At 52.7% G+C, this 17,755-nt stretch carries 9 protein-coding genes; 3 read left to right on the top strand and 6 right to left on the bottom strand.

The window, feature by feature from the left end; genetic code table 11:
* Positions 1–23: 23 nt before the first annotated feature.
* From ABD949_RS01340 to ABD949_RS01355, 4 genes are read right to left on the bottom strand one after another with little or no spacing between them, the layout of a single operon-like run.
* The gene (locus tag ABD949_RS01340; protein WP_345239848.1) at positions 24–2,393 is read right to left on the bottom strand and encodes an ABC transporter permease; all 2,370 of its coding nucleotides are present in this window, start codon (positions 2,391–2,393) and stop codon (positions 24–26) included.
* 2 nt (positions 2,394–2,395) lie between these two features.
* Complete coding sequence (locus ABD949_RS01345) at positions 2,396–4,834, bottom strand: ABC transporter permease (RefSeq protein WP_345239850.1); 2,439 nt, start codon at positions 4,832–4,834, stop codon at positions 2,396–2,398.
* A 2-nt stretch (positions 4,835–4,836) separates the two neighbouring features.
* Complete coding sequence (locus ABD949_RS01350; protein WP_345239851.1) at positions 4,837–7,227, bottom strand: ABC transporter permease; 2,391 nt, start codon at positions 7,225–7,227, stop codon at positions 4,837–4,839.
* 49 nt (positions 7,228–7,276) lie between these two features.
* Positions 7,277–9,712: an ABC transporter permease gene (locus ABD949_RS01355; RefSeq protein WP_345239853.1), complete on the bottom strand. Its 2,436-nt coding sequence runs from the start codon at positions 9,710–9,712 to the stop codon at positions 7,277–7,279.
* A gap of 42 nt (positions 9,713–9,754) precedes the next feature.
* On the opposite strand from ABD949_RS01355, the gene ABD949_RS01360 reads away from it, so the two are divergent.
* Positions 9,755–10,201, top strand: coding sequence for a hypothetical protein (locus tag ABD949_RS01360; RefSeq protein WP_345239855.1), 447 nt, complete (start codon positions 9,755–9,757; stop codon positions 10,199–10,201).
* Positions 10,202–10,263: 62 nt separating this feature from the next.
* On the opposite strand, the gene ABD949_RS01365 is transcribed toward ABD949_RS01360, so the two are convergent.
* The gene (locus ABD949_RS01365) at positions 10,264–12,627 is read right to left on the bottom strand and encodes an ABC transporter permease (RefSeq protein WP_345239856.1); all 2,364 of its coding nucleotides are present in this window, start codon (positions 12,625–12,627) and stop codon (positions 10,264–10,266) included.
* 342 nt (positions 12,628–12,969) lie between these two features.
* On the opposite strand from ABD949_RS01365, the gene ABD949_RS01370 reads away from it, so the two are divergent.
* Both ABD949_RS01370 and ABD949_RS01375 read left to right on the top strand, forming a co-directional pair.
* Positions 12,970–14,733: an amidohydrolase family protein gene (locus ABD949_RS01370; RefSeq protein ID WP_345239858.1), complete on the top strand. Its 1,764-nt coding sequence runs from the start codon at positions 12,970–12,972 to the stop codon at positions 14,731–14,733.
* 154 nt (positions 14,734–14,887) lie between these two features.
* Positions 14,888–15,313, top strand: a complete 426-nt coding sequence (locus ABD949_RS01375) for a Uma2 family endonuclease (protein ID WP_345239859.1) — start codon at positions 14,888–14,890, stop codon at positions 15,311–15,313.
* On the opposite strand, the gene ABD949_RS01380 is transcribed toward ABD949_RS01375, so the two are convergent.
* On the bottom strand, positions 15,314–17,740 hold the full coding sequence (locus tag ABD949_RS01380; protein ID WP_345239860.1) for an ABC transporter permease: 2,427 nt from the start codon (positions 17,738–17,740) through the stop codon (positions 15,314–15,316). It lies immediately after the preceding gene.
* Positions 17,741–17,755 lie beyond the last annotated feature (15 nt).

Consider the following 17,755-nt stretch of genomic DNA (forward strand, 5'->3'; position numbering starts at 1 on the left):
GGCAGCCGCTGCTGCTTGAAACTTTACTCCGCGCGTAAACTCTTCACCGGATTCGCCGAAGCGGCCCGGTACGTGCGCCAGCCGATGGTGAGTCCGCCCAGCAGGAGCATCACCAGAAAGCAGACACCCAGCGTCTCAATGCCGATGCTGACGTGGTAGGCAAAATTTATCAGAAACGCCATGCCCGCCAGCGCACCAAGCGGTAAGGCAATAGCACTGGCAATCAGCAGCAGTTTGACAAAATCCCACGACAGCAACGCCACAATCTGAGTGATATCGGCACCCATTACTTTCCGGATACCCACTTCTTTGGTGCGGGTTTCGGTAGTATAGGTCACCATGCCCAGCAGCCCCAGACAGGCTATTGACAAAGCTAGACCCGTCAGCAGTGACAGAAAATCCAGGTCTTCGCGGTGGTTATGGCGCTGGTACAGGAAATCATCGTACCACTGTCCGGTAAACGGCTCATACGGTGTCAGCTTCTTCAGCACCGCCTTCGCATCGGCCAATACCGCTTCCCCGGCTCCTTTGGCCACGCCGACATTCAGGTAGCGAAACTGCGCCGGCTGGTACCGCAGCACCAGCGGCTTAATGGACCAGGCAAACGACGTAAACCGAAAATCTTTCAGCACCCCGGCAATCTGCAGTTCGGTACTGTCATTCAGCCACAACGACTGCCCGACTGCCTCTCTGGCCGAACCTAAGTGGAAGGCGTTTACCGCTTCTTCGTTGATGAGTACAAAGCGACCAGCTGTATCGGCAGCTGGAACCGGCATGTTTTGCCCGGCCAGCAGGCTGAGGTTCATGTTGGGCACAAACTGGTGGTCAACGGCAAACGTAAAGGCCATCATGGAGTCGGAGGTCGCCCGCTGCCGACGGAACACCTGAGAATCGCCAAAAGAGCCAAACAGATCGGAAGTGGCCGACACCCGTTCCACACCCGACAGTTGGCTAAGCTCATGGGTCAGCCGCTGGTACGGAATCCCATTGAGCGGAATGTTCAATACGCTCTCCCGCCGGAAACCATAATCAGCCGTAGCCATGTAGTGCTGCTGCCGGCCCATGGTCAGCAGGAAAATCAGGGCGATCATCGAAATAGCAAATTGGGCGACAATGAGTGACTTTCGCAGCGAGATACCCCGAAGCACCCTCAACCCGGTTTGGCTACGCAATACCTGCGCCGGCTGAAAACCGGAGAGAACCCGCGCCGGCACAATTCCGGCTAGTACGCCCGTTACAATGCTGAACAGGATAAAGACGATCCACAGCGTCTCGTCCCACTGCACTCCGCCAATTAGCCATTGCTGCACAAACGGCATCGGCTTCACAAATTGCAGCATCACATACGCCAAGCCCAGGGCCAACAAAGACAGCACCACCGACTCCGCCATAAACTGACCCATCAGTTGCCAGCGCAGGGCACCCGATACTTTTCGGATACCCACTTCCCGCGCCCGACTAAGCGACCGGGCCAGCGTCAGGTTGATGTAATTGAAAGCCGCCAGCAGCAGGGTCAGCAAGCCGACCCCGATTTCCACCAGTAATCCACCAATCTGCCGCTCGTAGGTCGACATGGCTAACTCTTCCAGACCGGGAGATACATTGGTGAGTGCCTGGGTGCGGAAGCTATACCCTTTCTCTCTGGTAAATTGCAGCCCCTGAATTGTCTGTTTATTGATGGCAGACAGAGCGTCCGACAGGGCTTTTTCCATTGTACCGGGTTTCAGCATGACGTAGGTATAGCCAACCGCATACTGCCGCCAGTCTTCGAACAGGTGCCGGTACGCCGGATTACCCGGTGTTTTCAGCGAGAGCAACAAATCGAACTTAAGGTGTGAATGCGTCGGGTTGTCCGCCAGGACGCCGGTAACGGTCAGCGGCCCTAATTCGTCATGTTGCAGCACCCGGCCAATCGGATTTGCCGTCCCGAAAAACTTCTCAGCCGTTTCGCGGGTCAAAACCACCGTTCGCGGCTCGGCAGCGGCCTGCCCCTGGGCCAGTTGAAAGCCGCTGAAGATGGTGAAAAAGCCGGGGTCAACAGCCCACGATAACAGGTTAAACCGCTTGTGGCCTTCGGCAAATTCTCCATACACCCGCACCACCCGGGCGGTCTGCTCCACAAACGCATAATCCTGTTGTAAAGCCCCAGCCAGCGGCATCGGTGAACTGGCATGCGCCACTACCCCATGTTCGTTGGTGGCTACATCCGTTAATACGCGGTAAACCCGGTGGCGGTTGGGATGAAAGTTATCGTAGTCGAAGGCCCCTTTGATATGAATAATAGCCAGCAGGCACACCATCATTCCCGATGCCAGGCCAAAGATGTTGATAGCCGAAAACAGCTTGTGTTTCCAGAGGTTGCGCAGGGTGATGGTGAGGTAGTTTCGTAGCATAGCTATTCCGAACGGAGTGAGGTAACCGGGTTCATTAACGCTGCCTTGATACTCTGGTAACTCACCGTGAGCAGAGCGATGCCGACGGCCAGCACACCAGCCAGGACAAAGGCCCACCAGGGTACGTCGATGCGATAGGCGAAATCTTCCAGCCAGCTATTCATGGCGTACCTGGCAATGGGCGAGGCAATGAGGAGGGCGATGAAGACCAGCTTTAAGAAGTCGCGGGAGAGCAAAGCCACGATACTGGCGACACTAGCCCCAAGTACTTTGCGAATACCAATCTCTTTGGTCCGCTGCTGGATGATGTAAATGGCCAGACCCAGCAGACCCATGCAGGCGATGAAAATAGCCAGTAGGGAGAATACGCCGAAGATGCGCTGCGAGACCTGCTCGGCCTGATACAGGGCTTCCCAGTCTGAATCCAGGAACGAGTAGTGGAACGACTGGTCGGGCAAATACCGCTTCCAGAGACTTTCGATGCGGGCGACGACGGGCTGCAGGTTATCAGTCTGCACCCGAACGACAATCTGGTTGTCTGTACGGCCAAACCAGCGGTTATGGAGTACGAACAGAGGTGCTATCCGCTGGTGAAGCGATTGAAAATGGAAATCTTTCACCACCCCCACTACGGTCAACGGCACGTCGGCTCCGTTAGCCCGGTTAAATGGGTCGGGGCTGAATACTTTTTTTCCGATTGGGTCGGTAAAGCCAAGTTGCCGGACAGCCTCCTCGTTCAGAATTACCGACAACGAGTCATTAAACGCTTTGGAGAACGTTCGACCAGCCACCATCGCCATCTTCATCGTAGGTAAATAGGCCTCGTCGACCACCGTGCCCCGGCCGGTTACCGTTTCGCTCTCCCCCTCTTTATGGAAGATAATGCCGAAAAAGCCATTTTGATTGCCGGGTGCAGAATTGGTACCACCCACGCCGGCAACCCCGGCTATCTGAGTAACTTCCTGCTTAAACGCTTCGGTATTCGGTCCCAGGAACCCGGCTCCCTGTAGATTAACTACCGCTTCTTTGGCAAAGCCAAGCTCTTTGTTCTGAATAAACCGGAGCTGCGTAAACACCACCAGTGTGCTGATGATAAGGATAATGGAGATGGCAAACTGGAATACCACCAGTCCATTTCGCAGCGAGTGGCCCTGATTAGTCGAGAAGAACTTCCCTTTTAATACCTTGATTGGCTCGAAGGAAGACAATACCCCGGCCGGATAACTACCCGCCAGCAGGCCGATAAACAACGCCACCAGCAACATTTGGGGCAAGGTATCCGGCTGCAGTAATGACCAGGCCGATAGTTGCTTTCGGGCCAAGTCATTGAAGGCCGGTAACAGCACCGCTACCAATATCAACGCAAGCCCGAAACTAAACATACTCAACAGCACCGATTCGGTCAGAAACTGTGCTGCCAGCTGGCCTTTGGTCGAGCCAAGGCTTTTGCGGATACCCACCTCTTTGGCCCGCTCCGATGACCGTGCCGTGGCCAGATTCATGAAATTAACGCAGGCAATCAGCAGTACGAATGCAGCTATGACCGAGAAGATGTAGACCAGCGTACGGCTACCGTTCGGCTTTAGCTCTGCCTCCAGATGCGAGTCGAGATGAATGCTTTGAAGGGGCTGGAGAAAATAGAAGTAGCCATTGCCGGCCTTCAGATACTCCTTGAACGACACGCCGAAGTTACGCTGCACTTCGCCGGCGGCATACTTCTCAACGATAGCCGGAAATTTACCCTGCACAACTGCCGGATTAGTACCCGGCCGTAGCAACAGATACGTATGCGCCGAAAAGCTGATATGGTTAGGCTGTTCGGCAAAGGGCGCACCCGGGGTTGATATTAGGATTGTATACGCCAAATGCGCATTCTCTGGCACATCCTCACTGATACCGGTTACCTCTACCTTGGGGCCCTGCACAAGCTCCAGGGTTTTGCCAATTGGGTTTGTATTACCAAATATCCGTTTCGCCGTACTCTGGGTCAATACGGCGGCATTGGGCCGGTTAAGCACCCGATCCGGTTGCCCCTGAATGAGCGGCACCTGAAAGATCCTAAAGAAGCTGGAATCAGCCGCCATAACATTCCGCTCCTCAAACGTCTGATTCTGGTACTTGACCAGCGTTGCACCGTTCCCAAAATTGAAGAGTCTGACACTTTCCTCCACTTCCGGAATATCCTGCTCCACATCGCGGGCATAAGACGCCGGAATCATGGCGTATTTGGATACCCGGTCGGTGTACTTCCGCTCCAGCGCCATGCGGTAGATGCGGTCGCCGTTGGCCCAGAAGCGGTCGTAGCGCAGTTCATCCACCACGTACATCACAATGAGCATGCAGCAGACCATGCCGATGGACAGGCCGATGATGTTGATAGCGGTATTCAGCTTGTTCTTCAACAAGTTCCGCCAGGCTGTTTTGAGGTAGTTTCGTAGCATAGCTATTCCGAACGAAGTGAGGTCACCGGGTTTGCTATTGACGCTTTTACGGATTGATAAATGACGGTTACCCAGCAAATGAGCAGGGTAAGCAGACAGGCAACTACAAAAACCCAGATTTCAATGTCGGTCTTGTAGGGGAAGCTTTGCAGCCATTTATACATCGAGTAGTACGCAATCGGAATGGCGATGGGAAATGAGTACAAAACCAGCTTCGTGAAATCTTTGGACAGCAGCAGCACGACACTGGACACCGATGCCCCCATCACTTTGCGAACGCCAATCTCCTTTACGCGCTGCTCGATAGTGAAGGTGGCCAGGCCAAACAGGCCGAGGCAGGCAATCAGGATGGTTAAGAGCGCAAATACCGTGAAAATCCGGCCGCGCAGCTCATCGGCATGGTACGCCGACTCAAAATCCTGGTCCAGGAACCTGTACTCAAACAGCCGGTCGGGGTATGTCTCCTTCCATTTCTGGCTGATGAAGGCTACAGTTTTTGGGACATCCTGTGCTTTAATTTTGATATGGATAATTGCGTTAGCAGGCCGGTAAAGCATGATAAGCGGCTCAATCGGATTGTACAGAGACTGCTGGTGAAAATCCTTCACTACACCCACCACCTGCGCCATGGGCCTTTCGGGCTCGCCGGGCTGCGGATTGCCCCCAATGCGTACTTTTTTGCCCAGCGGCTCTTTCCAGCCCATCCGCTCCACTACGGCCTGATTGATGATGACACCGTTCAGCGTATCGGCGGGAATCTTGTCCGAAAAGTCACGGCCGCTGACGACTTTCATACCCATCGTTTTCAGGTAGTCATGGTCGATGCCCATCGGCTTAAAGCCCATTTCTTTCAACCCATCATTAGCTTCCATGGTGAAGATGACGCGGCCATTGATATTGCTGGTGGGCGATGTAGCTGTACCGACGCTCTGAATGGCCGGGTTTGCCAACAGCTGGTTCTTTAACACATCGTAGCGGGTTCTGGGCTGCCTGTCCTGGTAATTAATGGTTAGTACCTGCTCTTTATCATAACCGAGGTCTTTGTTCCGCATGTAATTGAGCTGGCGGTACACAATCCAGGTGCAAATCAGCATAATCAACGAAATGGCAAATTGAGCAACTACCAGGGCTTTTCGGAAGAAGGAGTTTCCTCCTCGGGCTTTAAAAGACCCTTTCAGCACGGTGGCCGGCTCAAAGCTTGACAGGTAAAAGGCTGGGTAGCTCCCTCCTATAAGCCCTGTAAAAACGACAACCGACAACGCAATGAGTACGAAGCGCGGCTGAAGCAACTGCCAGTACGAAATGTCTTTCCCAGAAACCGTATTGAAAAACGGTAATAAGGCCGCCGTCAGCAGTAAACTGGCTACCAGCGCAAAGACTGTCATCAAAATTGACTCGGTTAAGAACTGGGTCATCAGCGCCTTCCGGACCGAGCCCATGACTTTACGCAGCCCTACCTCTTTTGCCCGCTTCGCCGAGCGGGCGGTGGCCAGGTTCATGTAATTGATACTGGCAATCAGGAGCATAAACAAAGCCACGGCGCTGAAGATATACACATACCCGATGTCGCCGTTGGTTTCGCCTTCAAGCTTGGAGTACAGATGCACAGACGTCAGCGGCTGCAACTCATAGGTAATCTTAATGCCCATTCGGCCGAAGATGGGCTTTGCGTATTTATCGTACACCTGCGGAAACTTAGCCTCCAACAGTTTGGGGTCGTAGTTCTGCGGCAGAACCAGGTAACTGGTTACGTAAAAGCTCCCCCAGTTAGTAGCCTGACTGCGTTCGTTCTGGCCGGTAGAGAGCAGCGCGTTGAAGGTGAAATGGGAGTTTTTGGGCACATCTTCCATGACCCCCGTTACCTTGTAGAACGTGGTGTCGTTGGTTTGCAGCGACTCACCCAGGGCACTGCGGGAGCCGAAGAACTTCTGGGCAACGCTTTGGGTCAGCACCAGACTACCTGGCTGAGCCAGCGCCGTCTTCGGGTCACCTTCTACGAATTTGTACGTAAATACATCGAACACGGTCGAGTCGGCCGCGTACACATTCTCTTCATAGAAGCGCTTTTCGCCTTGGCGGAAGGTGACCTTACCGTAGGGGAAGAACCGCACGAAGTTTTCTACAACCGGATAATCCTGCTTCAGTGTTTTGGCCAAAGGCGGTTGGGTACTCGCCCAGCCAAATGCCTTATCTGGCTCCCGAATCTGCGAAGCCACGCGGTAAATTCTGGAAGCGTTGGTGTGGTATCGGTCATAGCTCAGTTCGTCCGTTACATAAAGTAGCAGCAACAGACCACAGGTAACTCCGATGGTCAGGCCCAGAATATTAATCAGGCTGTAGAACTTGTCCTTCCGAATATTCCGCCAGGCAATTTTCAAATAGTTACGTAGCATAGGGTTGGGGTGTGTAGGGGACCGACGCTTCGGGGCTGACCAGTATATACTACTCCGCTTTTAAGCTTTTCACCGGATTCACCAGAGCCGCCTTCACACTTTGGAAGGAGACCGTTACGAGCGCTATGCTTACCGCCAGCAGACCCGCCAGGGCAAACATCCACCATTCGATGTCAATCTTGTAAGCAAAGTCCTGGAGCCAGCTATGAACGGCATACCAAGCGATGGGTGACGCAATCAGGATGGCGATAAAGACTAGTTTCAGGAAGTCGCGGCTGAGCATGGAGACGAGGCTCGGCACAGACGCACCCAGCACTTTCCGAATGCCAATCTCTTTGGTACGCTGCTCAGCGGTAAACGTTGCTAAGCCGAACAAGCCCAGGCAGGCAATCAGAATGGCCAGTCCGGAAGCAATGGTGAACAATAAGCCCGACTGCTGCTCGGCCTGGTATTGCTGGTGGTAGACCTCATCGACAAAGAAGTACTCGTACGGATTGCCGGGGAACTGCTTTTTATAAAGCTGCTCCAGTTGTCCCATCTTCTCCTGTATCCGGTCGGACGTCAGGCGGACGGTCATATAATAGTCGCTGAATTGCGGGTAGAAGATAATGGGGTCGATGGCCTGCCGGACTGACTGGTGATGATAGTCTTTTACAACGCCCACAATTTCGTAGTCGTGGCCCCACATCAGCTTTTTGCCCACGGCCTCTGCCGGTGACGCAAAGCCAAGCTGGCGCACCGCGGTTTCGTTGAGCAACACGTGCTGTACTTCATTCCACCCCAGCGTACACATAGCGGCCGTTATATTCTGGCCAGCTAGCAGCGTAAGTCCATAGGTGGATACAAACCGGTGGTCGACGGAGGCAATGGCATAGCTTTTCTTTTCGTCGCCGGGACGGGGATTCTGCCGGGTAATGCCTTCCGCGTTGAAATTGTACCACTTGCTCGGTACGCTGCTCGTTGCGCAAAAATCCCGGATAAAGGATAGCTGTTGAATCTGCTGCTGAAAAGCGGTACTGCGCTGCTTAAAACTTTCGTCTTTACCCATCTCCGGGCCACGGATGACCAGTAGCTGGTCTAATTTGACGCCCAGATCTTTGTTCTGCATATACTGCAACTGCTGGTACAGCACCACCGTAGAGGCAATTAGCGCAATGGAAATACTGAACTGGAACACCACCAGCGCCTGCCGGAGCAGTACTCCCCGGCCGGAGCGGGCAAACACACCCTTCAGCGTCTGCATCGGCTCAAACGACGACAGCGCAAAGGCCACATAGCCACCCGACAGCACTGAGCCGAAAACCAACGCCAGCAAACCGGCCATCCACAAACTATCCTGCCCCAGCACAGAAACCGATAGCGACTTGCCGACCAACTGGTTAAACGGCTCCTGTAACACACTGACCAGGACCAGCGCCAGCACCAGCCCAAAAGCATTCAGCACCAGCGATTCGCTCAGAAACTGCCGGATGAGTTGCCAGCGACCGGCTCCTATCACTTTACGCACACCCACCTCTTTGGCCCGCTTCAGCGAACTGGCCGTTGAGAGATTAATGTAGTTAAACCAGGCGATGGCCAGAATGAGCAGGGCAATGCCGCCGAGCAGATAGATGAACTTCAGATTACCGGTGGTTGGATATGGGTCGTTCAGCGATGGTGCCAGGTGTATGTAACGCATAGGCTGCAACCGTATCGACATATCGGCTGATTCCGGCTTAAGTTTGTTTTTGAAGGTATTGATTTTGTCTTCCAGCATCCGGTAATCGACACCCGGTTGCAGTTGAACAAAGGCCGTAGCAAAGGCGGATTCCAGACCGTTCAGGTCGGCCCAGCCATTGCCGTTGAGGTTAGCCGGAATAGTCAGTGTCTGTAACGAAAACAGCAGGTTGTAGCGGAAGTCGGAGTTCTCGGGAAAGTCTTTGTAAACGGCAGTGACTTTGTAGGCTACTTTCCCAAACTGGTTGTTAAGCGTCAGCATCTTCCCTAATGCCTCTCCTGCGCCAAAATACTTTTTAGCATATGATTCGGAGATGGCTACGGTATAGGGCTGCTTGAGCGACTCTCCTGAACCGGCTACGATTGGAAAGGAAAATAACTCAAAGAAAGTACCCTCCACCATGGTGATGTCACTGTCGCCCTCCCGGAATGATTTGCCAGTACCAGCGTCACCGGCGGTCACGATACCATGGACGATACCGCCCGCCGTCCGGCAGAACGTAGCAATTTCGCCAAACTGCTCTTTCACCAGCGGAGCCACGCCCGGAGCGACAAAGTCGCTGGCATTTCCGGACTTAGACTGAAACACGACCCGGTACAGATGAGGTAGATTGGTATGAAACTGATTAACACTCCGCTCGAAGCTGATATACTCCAGAATGAGCAGGCAGGCCGCCATGCCCAATGCCAGGCCGGCCATGTTGATTCCGGCGAAGACCTTGTTTTTCCAGAGGCTACGAAAGGCGATTTTAAAGTAGTTGCGGAGCATATATCGTTTGGGTTACTTTTGTCTAACTTAAAATCTACTTGTATGTACTTCCCTCCTGTAGCCGGTCTGCCCATTGTTGGCGAAGACCAGGGTGTCTGGGCACCCGTCGAACACCAGCGGGTTATTGCCAAGCTAACCGTCGGCCTGGGTATACTCTTCTACCGCGAAAAAGCGATTGACCTTGAACCCCTCCCGGAAACCATGCTCGACGAGGGGAAGGCCAGTCAGGTCCCGGATATATCGCTCCGGGATAATCAAAAAGCCCAAACGCCGGTCATTATCGAAATCTGTCATACCAACGGTCTGAAAAGCGATTTGCATAAAATTATCCAGCTAATCGACGAAGACTTCTACGGCATTCGCGAAGGCTTTCTCTATGATTATAAAACCAACCAATGGCTCCGCTATCGCTTCGGCGACGGCGGCATTGCTACCCCAACATCTTACTCTGACCTGCTCCAGTTGGACCTGGCCCAGTTTCTACAGTAAACAGTGGGCAGACCCTCAAGAAATGTGGTGGCCACTCTTGTGCCTACTGCCTCATTTGCTGCCTACTCCGATCTCAAACTCTTTACCGGGTTCGTCAAAGCCGCCTTTACACTTTGGAACGAGATGGTTAACAGGGCAATAACAATCGCCAGCACACCCGCCAGGACAAACATCCACCACTCCAGAGCGACCCGGTACGGAAAATCCTCCAGCCACTGATCCATGCCATACCAGGCAATGGGGGTGGCAATCAGGATGGCAATGAATACCAGCTTCAGAAAGTCTTTGCTGAGCAGAGCCACCACGCTGAGCACCGACGCCCCCAATACCTTCCGAACACCAATTTCTTTGGTCCGCTGCTGCGCCGTAAAGGTAGCCAGACCGATCAGGCCGAGGCAGGAGATAATGATCGTCAGTATCGCAAACAGGCCGGAGAGCGTAGCGATGCGTTGCTCGCTGGCAAACTTTTTGGCGTACTCCTCGTCTACAAACATGTACTCAAACGGGTATTCCGGATTGTATTTTTTGAAAATAGTTTCGGCTTTACGGAGGTTATCAGCCGTGGTGTATGCTCCGTTCAGCTTAATGTGCATCACGTTGAAGGAGCCTTTTGCCCCCGCAATGACCATTGGCTTGGTTGGGTAATAAGGTGACTGCAGAATAAAATCCTTCACGACCCCGATCACGTGCCAGTCGATGCCGTTGTCTTTCACAATTTGCCCGATCGGGTCTTTAAAACCCATGGTTTTAAGGGCCGATTCGTTCAGTAACATGCCGGTAGAATCGGTGGGGTATTGAGTCAGGTCAAAGTCGCGGCCGCTGACTAGTTGCAAGCCGGCGGTGGTGGCCATCTTATCATCGACAACATACCGGTCAAAATCCGTTTTGTCGTTGGGATCCTTGCCGGCCCATTGTATGCCCCAGCTGTCACTCCAGCCCTGGGTGAGCGGAGAACTCGTTTTGGTAACCGAAAGCGCGATGTTGCTGTTGAGCAGTTCGCTTTTGATCAGCTTATAATTCTTGCCAATATCGCCGGTCAGGTAATGATAGATCAGGTTATCTTTGGCGTAACCGGTTTCGCGGTCGCGGGCGTGTTTGATCTGCTCCCGGATAATGATGGTGCTGATGATGAGCAGCACGGCGAACGTAAACTGTAGGACCACCAGTACCTTGCGGGGTGTTACCACGGCATTTACCCGCCGGAACGTACCCTTCAGCACATTGACTGGCTTGAACGACGACAGGAAGAATGCTGGATAACTACCCGCCAACAGGCCCGCCAGCAGAATAAAGCCGACGAACGCCAGCCAGAAATACGCCCGGCCATAGTCAATGAACAGGATTTTATCCGTCAGTTTATTAAAGGCCGGTAAGCTGAGTTGCACTATTAATAACGCTAAGATGCCGGCAATACAGGCGATGAGAATTGACTCACCAAGGAACTGGCCAATCAAGGAGCTCTTTTCGGCACCGGCTACTTTCCGGATACCTACTTCCTTCGCCCGCTTCTCACTCCGCGCCGTACTCAGGTTCATGAAGTTAATGCAGGCAATCAGCAGAATAAATGCAGCGATAATGCCAAACAGCCTGACGAAGTCAATGAGGCCGCCCGTTTCAACCCCTTCGTCAAATCGTGAGTAGAGTCGCCAGCGGCTCATCGGGTAGATAAACATTTCCCACCTGCCGTCTTCGTCTTTATCGTAGCGCGGTTTAAAGCCCTTCATTTTGGCATTCATCGAGGCCTCCGTCGCGTTCGGCTTTAGCAGGACATACGTGCGGGTGGAGTTGTTACCCCAGTTTTCGTCATCTCCGCCAATCTGGCGCATATACGACCAAGGCAGAAGATACTCGAATTTGAAGCGGGTATTGCCGGGTAAGTCTTTGAGCACCCCCGTTACGGTGAAATTGTCTTTGTTATCCAGCTTGACAACGCGCCCCATTGGGTCGGCGTCGCCAAACAGCTTCCGGGCAAAGGTTTCGGTCACCACAATGGAGTTAACCTCGCGCAGCACCTGCTGCGGATTACCCTTTAGCAATGGAAAGCTGAACACGTTCAGGAAAGACGAGTCAACGATGTTACCCAGGGCGGTCATTCGCTTGTCGCCGACGCTGAACAGGAAATTCCTGGGCCAGTCGACCCGGACCGCCTGCTCTACCTCCGGCAGGTCTCGCTCCATGGTTCGGGCCAGAATTTTAGGCGTTGTGTTCCAGCACTGAAGCTCCCCGCTGAACTCTGCCCGGTTCCAGGCTTCGTAGATGCGGTCTTTCTTTTCGTGAAACTGGTCGTAGCTCAGCTCATGCTGGATCCAGAGCAGAATCAGAATCGAGCTGGCCATGCCGATTGCCAGACCAGAGATGTTAATAAACGAGAAGCCTTTGCCCCGAAGCAAGTTTCGGAAAGCGATTTTGACGTAGTTCTTCAGCATACGTTAACGCAGGCAGCATCCCTGCTGCTCTTTTGATTTCGGATGAAAAGCAGCACGGATACTGCCTGAGATCGCATCAACTACACAAGGGCCAACTTCACACCCAGGAAAGCGACCAAATGCTATACCAAATACATAAATACATTCAATATCAACGCCTTATATAGTTTATATCAATAAAAATGTCCGCAAACGGACAGCGGCCGTACATTTGCGGACATTACATCCTGAGCTGACTTTCAATTGCTTATTTTACTTCTTCCCCATCATTGTTGTATTTTGTTGGCCATGCAGCGACTGATTATACTTTTTACCAGACAGATAACGCTTTACCGGCAACCGATGAAATACTTTCTACTCCTGGCACTGCTCAGCAGCACCATCACCACCTTCAGCCAATCAACCGCTAACATCGATTCCACTCAGGTTACCCTACCCAAACAACCGGTGGTTATCGTGGGCGGCAACCTGATAGACGTGGAAACCGGTAAAGTGCGGGAAAACATGACCCTGCTGGTGGAGGGTGAAACCATCCGGAAGATTGGGAAGAATCTCAGGGTGCCTGAAGGGGCCACCGTCATCGACGCCAAAGGCAAATGGTTGTTACCTGGCCTGATTGATAGCCATATTCACCTTTTTCAGTCCGGCAGCATCTACACCCGCCCCGATGCTATGAACCTGACCAAATACCGGCCCTACGAAACCGAACGCCAGTGGCTCCGCGACAACATGGGCGATCTGCTGCGCCGGTACCTGGCCTGCGGGATTACTACGGTCATTGACATTGGCGGACCGCTCTACCAGTTTCCGTACCGCGACCGCTTCAACCAGCGCTATACCAGTCCGCAGATCCTAATGACCGGGCCGCTGGTATCCACCTACCAGCCCGAAGCATTTAAGGTAGATGACTCCCCCATCATTAAAGCCAGCACACCCGAAGAAGCCCGCGAACTGGTACGCCGGCAATTGCCGTATAAACCTGATTTCATCAAGGTCTGGTTTATTATTCGGGGCATGGGTAAAACCGGCGAGGAGATGATTCCGGTGGTGCAGGCCGCGATTGATGAAACGCATAAACATGGCCTCAAGCTGGCTATTCACACGCAGGAGTTGCTAGCAGCCAAGCTGGGCGTAAAGTACGGTGCCGATTTCCTGGTCCATAGTCCCGAAGATGGCGTTGTCGATGACGAACTGCTCGACCTGATGCGTAAAAACAAGGTGAGTTACTGCCCTACCATCATTGTCAGCCGGGGCATGTCCGGCTTTTTTGCCGATAATCGTCAGCTAACGGCTTACGAGTTCAGCAAAGCCAATCCGTATGTACTGGGAACGCTATTTGACATGAAGCACCTGCCGGAGCCCGCCATTCGTCAACGATACAGCAGCACCTTCATCAGCCCCGCATACAAGGCGCGTGCTGCCCGGATTGACTCCATCAAGCGGGTTAATCTGAAAAAAGTGTGGAACGCGGGCATCAATGTAGCTGCCGGTACCGATGCGGGCAACCCCGGCACCTTTCACGGCACTTCATACATCGACGAACTGAAAGCAATGCAGAAGGCTGGACTCTCCAATGCCGACCTGCTGAAATCAGCAACCATCAACGGAGCAAAGATCTTTGGAAAGGAAGGCCAGATGGGGAGCCTGGCAGAAGGTAAGATGGCTACCATTCTCGTGCTACAACAGAACCCGCTGGACAACATAGAAGCTATCACCCAAATCGAAACCATTGTCAACCGCGGATACGTCACGACACCTGAGAAGCTTCTCCCCTCCTCTCCTGAAGACCTCGCGCAGCGGCAGCTAAACGCCTATAACGCCCGCAACATCGACGCGTTTCTAGAACCCTACGCCGAGGATGTCGAAATTTATGACTTCCCCGATCAGCTGCGATACAAAGGCAAAGACACCATGCGGAAGCAGTACGGCAGCATGTTCGAACGCACCAAAGCGCTGCACTGCGAACTTGTTAACCGCATTGCCGTCGGCAACACCGTGATTGACCATGAACGCGTAACCTTCGGCTCCACTCGTGCGCCGGTACAGGCAGTAGCGATCTACAAGATTGAAAATGGGAAAATCAAAAAAGTATATTTTACCCGCTGAACCGCGGAGCTGATGGCAACAGCTGAATCCGGGCCAGTAATCAGCTTGAAGCCAAAGCCTTTTGTTCTGCTTTTTGGTTATATTTGAAAAAACTCGTGTGATGGAAGCAGTCGTTGAACACTTATCGGATTACGAACGCGGGCGCGGAAAACCCATGCCCACCCTAAATCATGCCTTTGTTCAGGCTAACATCCTGGCTGAACTGAGAACGCGTTATAGGAAGAGTTATACTTGTTTGTCAGAACTTAATCTGACTATGCCTGAACGGCCCGATGCTGTGCCCGACATTGCGGTATACCCAAAACTACAAATCGACTTCCTGCATGATGTTACATCCATGACCGAGATGCCGCTGATAGTCGTCGAAATTGTATCTCCCTCGCAGTCGAACGATGAGATTCTTGCCAAGTTTGAACGCTACTTCAAAGCTGGCGTTAAGTCGTGCTGGTTAGTTTTGCCCAGTTTTCAGGCTATCTCAGTCTACTCAGCCATTGGCAAATATCAGTTCTTTACAGAAGATTCGACCCTCTTCGACTCGGTTACAGGCATCGAAATACCGTTGAATACCGTATTCGAGTAACTACTCGGCCCGCAGACTCTTCACCGGGTTCATCAGAGCGGCTTTGATACTCTGGAAGGAAACCGTTAATAGGGCAATGACTATCGCCATAACCCCCGCCAGCGCAAATACCCACCACTCCAGACTAATCTTATAGGCAAAGTCCTGCAGCCAGCGGTTCATGACGTACCAGGCAATGGGCGAAGCGAGCAGAATAGCCACCAGAACAGGCTTGAGAAAATCCCGGCTGAGCATGGAAACAATACCCGCCACACTGGCGCCTAACACCTTCCGCACGCCTATTTCTTTGGTGCGCTGCTCAGCCGTAAACGTTGCTAAGCCGAACAGTCCCAGGCAGGCAACAAAGATGGTCAGCCCAGCAAAAATGCCGAGGATACTACCCATTTTCTGCTCAGCCCGATAGGCATCCAGAAAACGCTTATCCAGAAAGGTATATTCCAGCGGGGCATCAACGGCAAATTTGGTCCATTGTTCCTCCACCGAAGCCAGCAGACCACCGACGTCTTTAGTCTTCACTTTCGCAATCACCAGACCATTGTTATTCCCCAGGGTCATGGCCAGCGGGGCAATACGCTCGTGCAGCGATCGGAAGTGAAAATCCTTAACGACACCGATGACCCGATACGAAATCTTACGTCCATCATTTTCGGGATGGGTAATGATATGCCCCAGCGCATTAGCGCCAAGCCCATACGCTTTGACGGCTGTTTCGTTGAGAATAATGCCGGTTGAATCGGTACCAAACTCCGGAGAGAAATTCCGACCGGCGACCATCTGCATACCAAGCGTTGGAATATAGTGGTCATCGACATCATACCGCAATGCCTTTACGTATTGCGCTGAATTATTGTCGGCGTAGGTAATGAAGTTGTTGTTGTAGGATGGACCGGCCGGCAGGAAGCCGGAGATTGTTGCATTCACCACGCGGGAATCCTGCAAAAGCTGCTGCCGGAACACGGCTTCGTTCTTGCCTAACCGCCAGGTTTCCTGCAAAACCAGCACCTGGTCTTTATCGTACCCCAGCTTCATGTTCTGAATGTAGGAAAGCTGCCGGTATACCACCGTCGTGCCAATAATCAGGATAATGGAAATGAAGAACTGAAACACGACCAGTCCACCGCGCAGACTGATGCCGCGGCTACGCCCAGTAAAAGTTAATCGGCCTTTCAACACCGAAACGGGCTTGAAAGATGACAGAAAAAAGGCCGGATAACTACCCGCCAGTACACCCACCAGCAACCCAAACAGCAACAGACCGGGCAATAACCAGGGGGTCTGTGTGAACGATAAGGAAAGCTCCTTGCCGGAAAGTTGGTTGAAGGCTGGTAAAGCCATATAGACCAACCCGATCGCCAGCACCAGCGCAATGCCCGTTAGGACAATGGATTCGGTCAGAAACTGGTTGACCAGCGCCATTTTAACAGAACCCAGCACCTTGCGAATTCCTACTTCCTTTGACCGCTTTGAGGCTCCGGCTGTCGACAGGTTCATGAAATTGATGCAGGCAATCAGCAGCATAAACAGGGCAACGGTCCCGAAGATATAGACGTACCGGATATCACCCGACGGCTCCAGGTCATACGAAAGGTCTGAATGCAGGTGAATATCGGTCAGCGGTTGCAGATACAGGCCTACGTTGTTGCCTTTTTTCTGAAACTGCGCCAGACTCATGCCAAATGCCTGCTGCAACTGGGGGCCCATATGCTTCTCGACCACCTGCGGCAGCTTAGCCTCCAGCTTTTTGTAGTCATATCCCTCCGGCAGCACCAGGTAGGTATAAAACTCGGAAACCATCCACGACGTCGATTTGGACTCCGGGAAAGAAGCCATCGATACAAAAAAGTCGAAATGGAAGTGTGAATTGGCCGGTACCGGATCGATTACCCCCGTAACGGTGCAGGCAGCATTACCGCTCTTGATGGTGAGTACCTTACCAAGCGGGTCGTCGTTGCCGAAGTATTTATTAGCGACAGCCTTTGTAATGACCACCGTATTGGGGTTCACCAGGGCTGTTTTGGGGTCGCCTTTCAGAAAAGGGAAGGTAAATACCTGAAAGAAGTTAGAGTCCGCAAACGTAATAGCGGTTTCCTTAAAAACCTTTTCACCATACGCAATAATGGGGGCACCAGCCGTCCGAATGCGCGTAGCCTCCAACACCTCCGGGTACTCCGCTTTCAACGTTTGGGCGGTTGGGGGCATCACCGACGGCTCCCTCATGCTGCCTCCGTTAACAGTTCCCCGGAAAATAACCCGCACAATCCGGTCGGCTTTTTCGTGGTAACGGTCGTAGCTCAGTTCATCAATGACGAACAGCATAATGAGCAGACACGTAGCCAGCCCAATAGCCAATCCGACAATATTGATGGCCGAGAAAGCACGGTTGCGGACGAGGTTGCGCCAGGCGATTTTGAAGTAGTTGCGTATCATACCGGTGTTCAGTGA

It is taken from the genome of Nibrella saemangeumensis (genome assembly GCF_039541915.1).
GTDB lineage: Bacteria > Bacteroidota > Bacteroidia > Cytophagales > Spirosomataceae > Nibrella > Nibrella saemangeumensis.

Excerpts from the sequence above, each read along its gene's own strand:
- ABD949_RS01370 (WP_345239858.1), top strand. The coding sequence starts at position 12,970 with ATGAAATACTTTCTACTCCTGGCACTGCTCAGCAGCACCATCACCACC.
- ABD949_RS01375 (WP_345239859.1), top strand. The coding sequence starts at position 14,888 with ATGCCCACCCTAAATCATGCCTTTGTTCAGGCTAACATCCTGGCTGAA.
- ABD949_RS01380 (WP_345239860.1), bottom strand. The coding sequence starts at position 17,740 with ATGATACGCAACTACTTCAAAATCGCCTGGCGCAACCTCGTCCGCAAC.
- ABD949_RS01345 (WP_345239850.1), bottom strand. The coding sequence starts at position 4,834 with ATGCTACGAAACTACCTCAAAACAGCCTGGCGGAACTTGTTGAAGAAC.
- ABD949_RS01340 (WP_345239848.1), bottom strand. The coding sequence starts at position 2,393 with ATGCTACGAAACTACCTCACCATCACCCTGCGCAACCTCTGGAAACAC.
- ABD949_RS01365 (WP_345239856.1), bottom strand. The coding sequence starts at position 12,627 with ATGCTGAAGAACTACGTCAAAATCGCTTTCCGAAACTTGCTTCGGGGC.
- ABD949_RS01360 (WP_345239855.1), top strand. The coding sequence starts at position 9,755 with ATGTACTTCCCTCCTGTAGCCGGTCTGCCCATTGTTGGCGAAGACCAG.
- ABD949_RS01350 (WP_345239851.1), bottom strand. The coding sequence starts at position 7,227 with ATGCTACGTAACTATTTGAAAATTGCCTGGCGGAATATTCGGAAGGAC.
- ABD949_RS01355 (WP_345239853.1), bottom strand. The coding sequence starts at position 9,712 with ATGCTCCGCAACTACTTTAAAATCGCCTTTCGTAGCCTCTGGAAAAAC.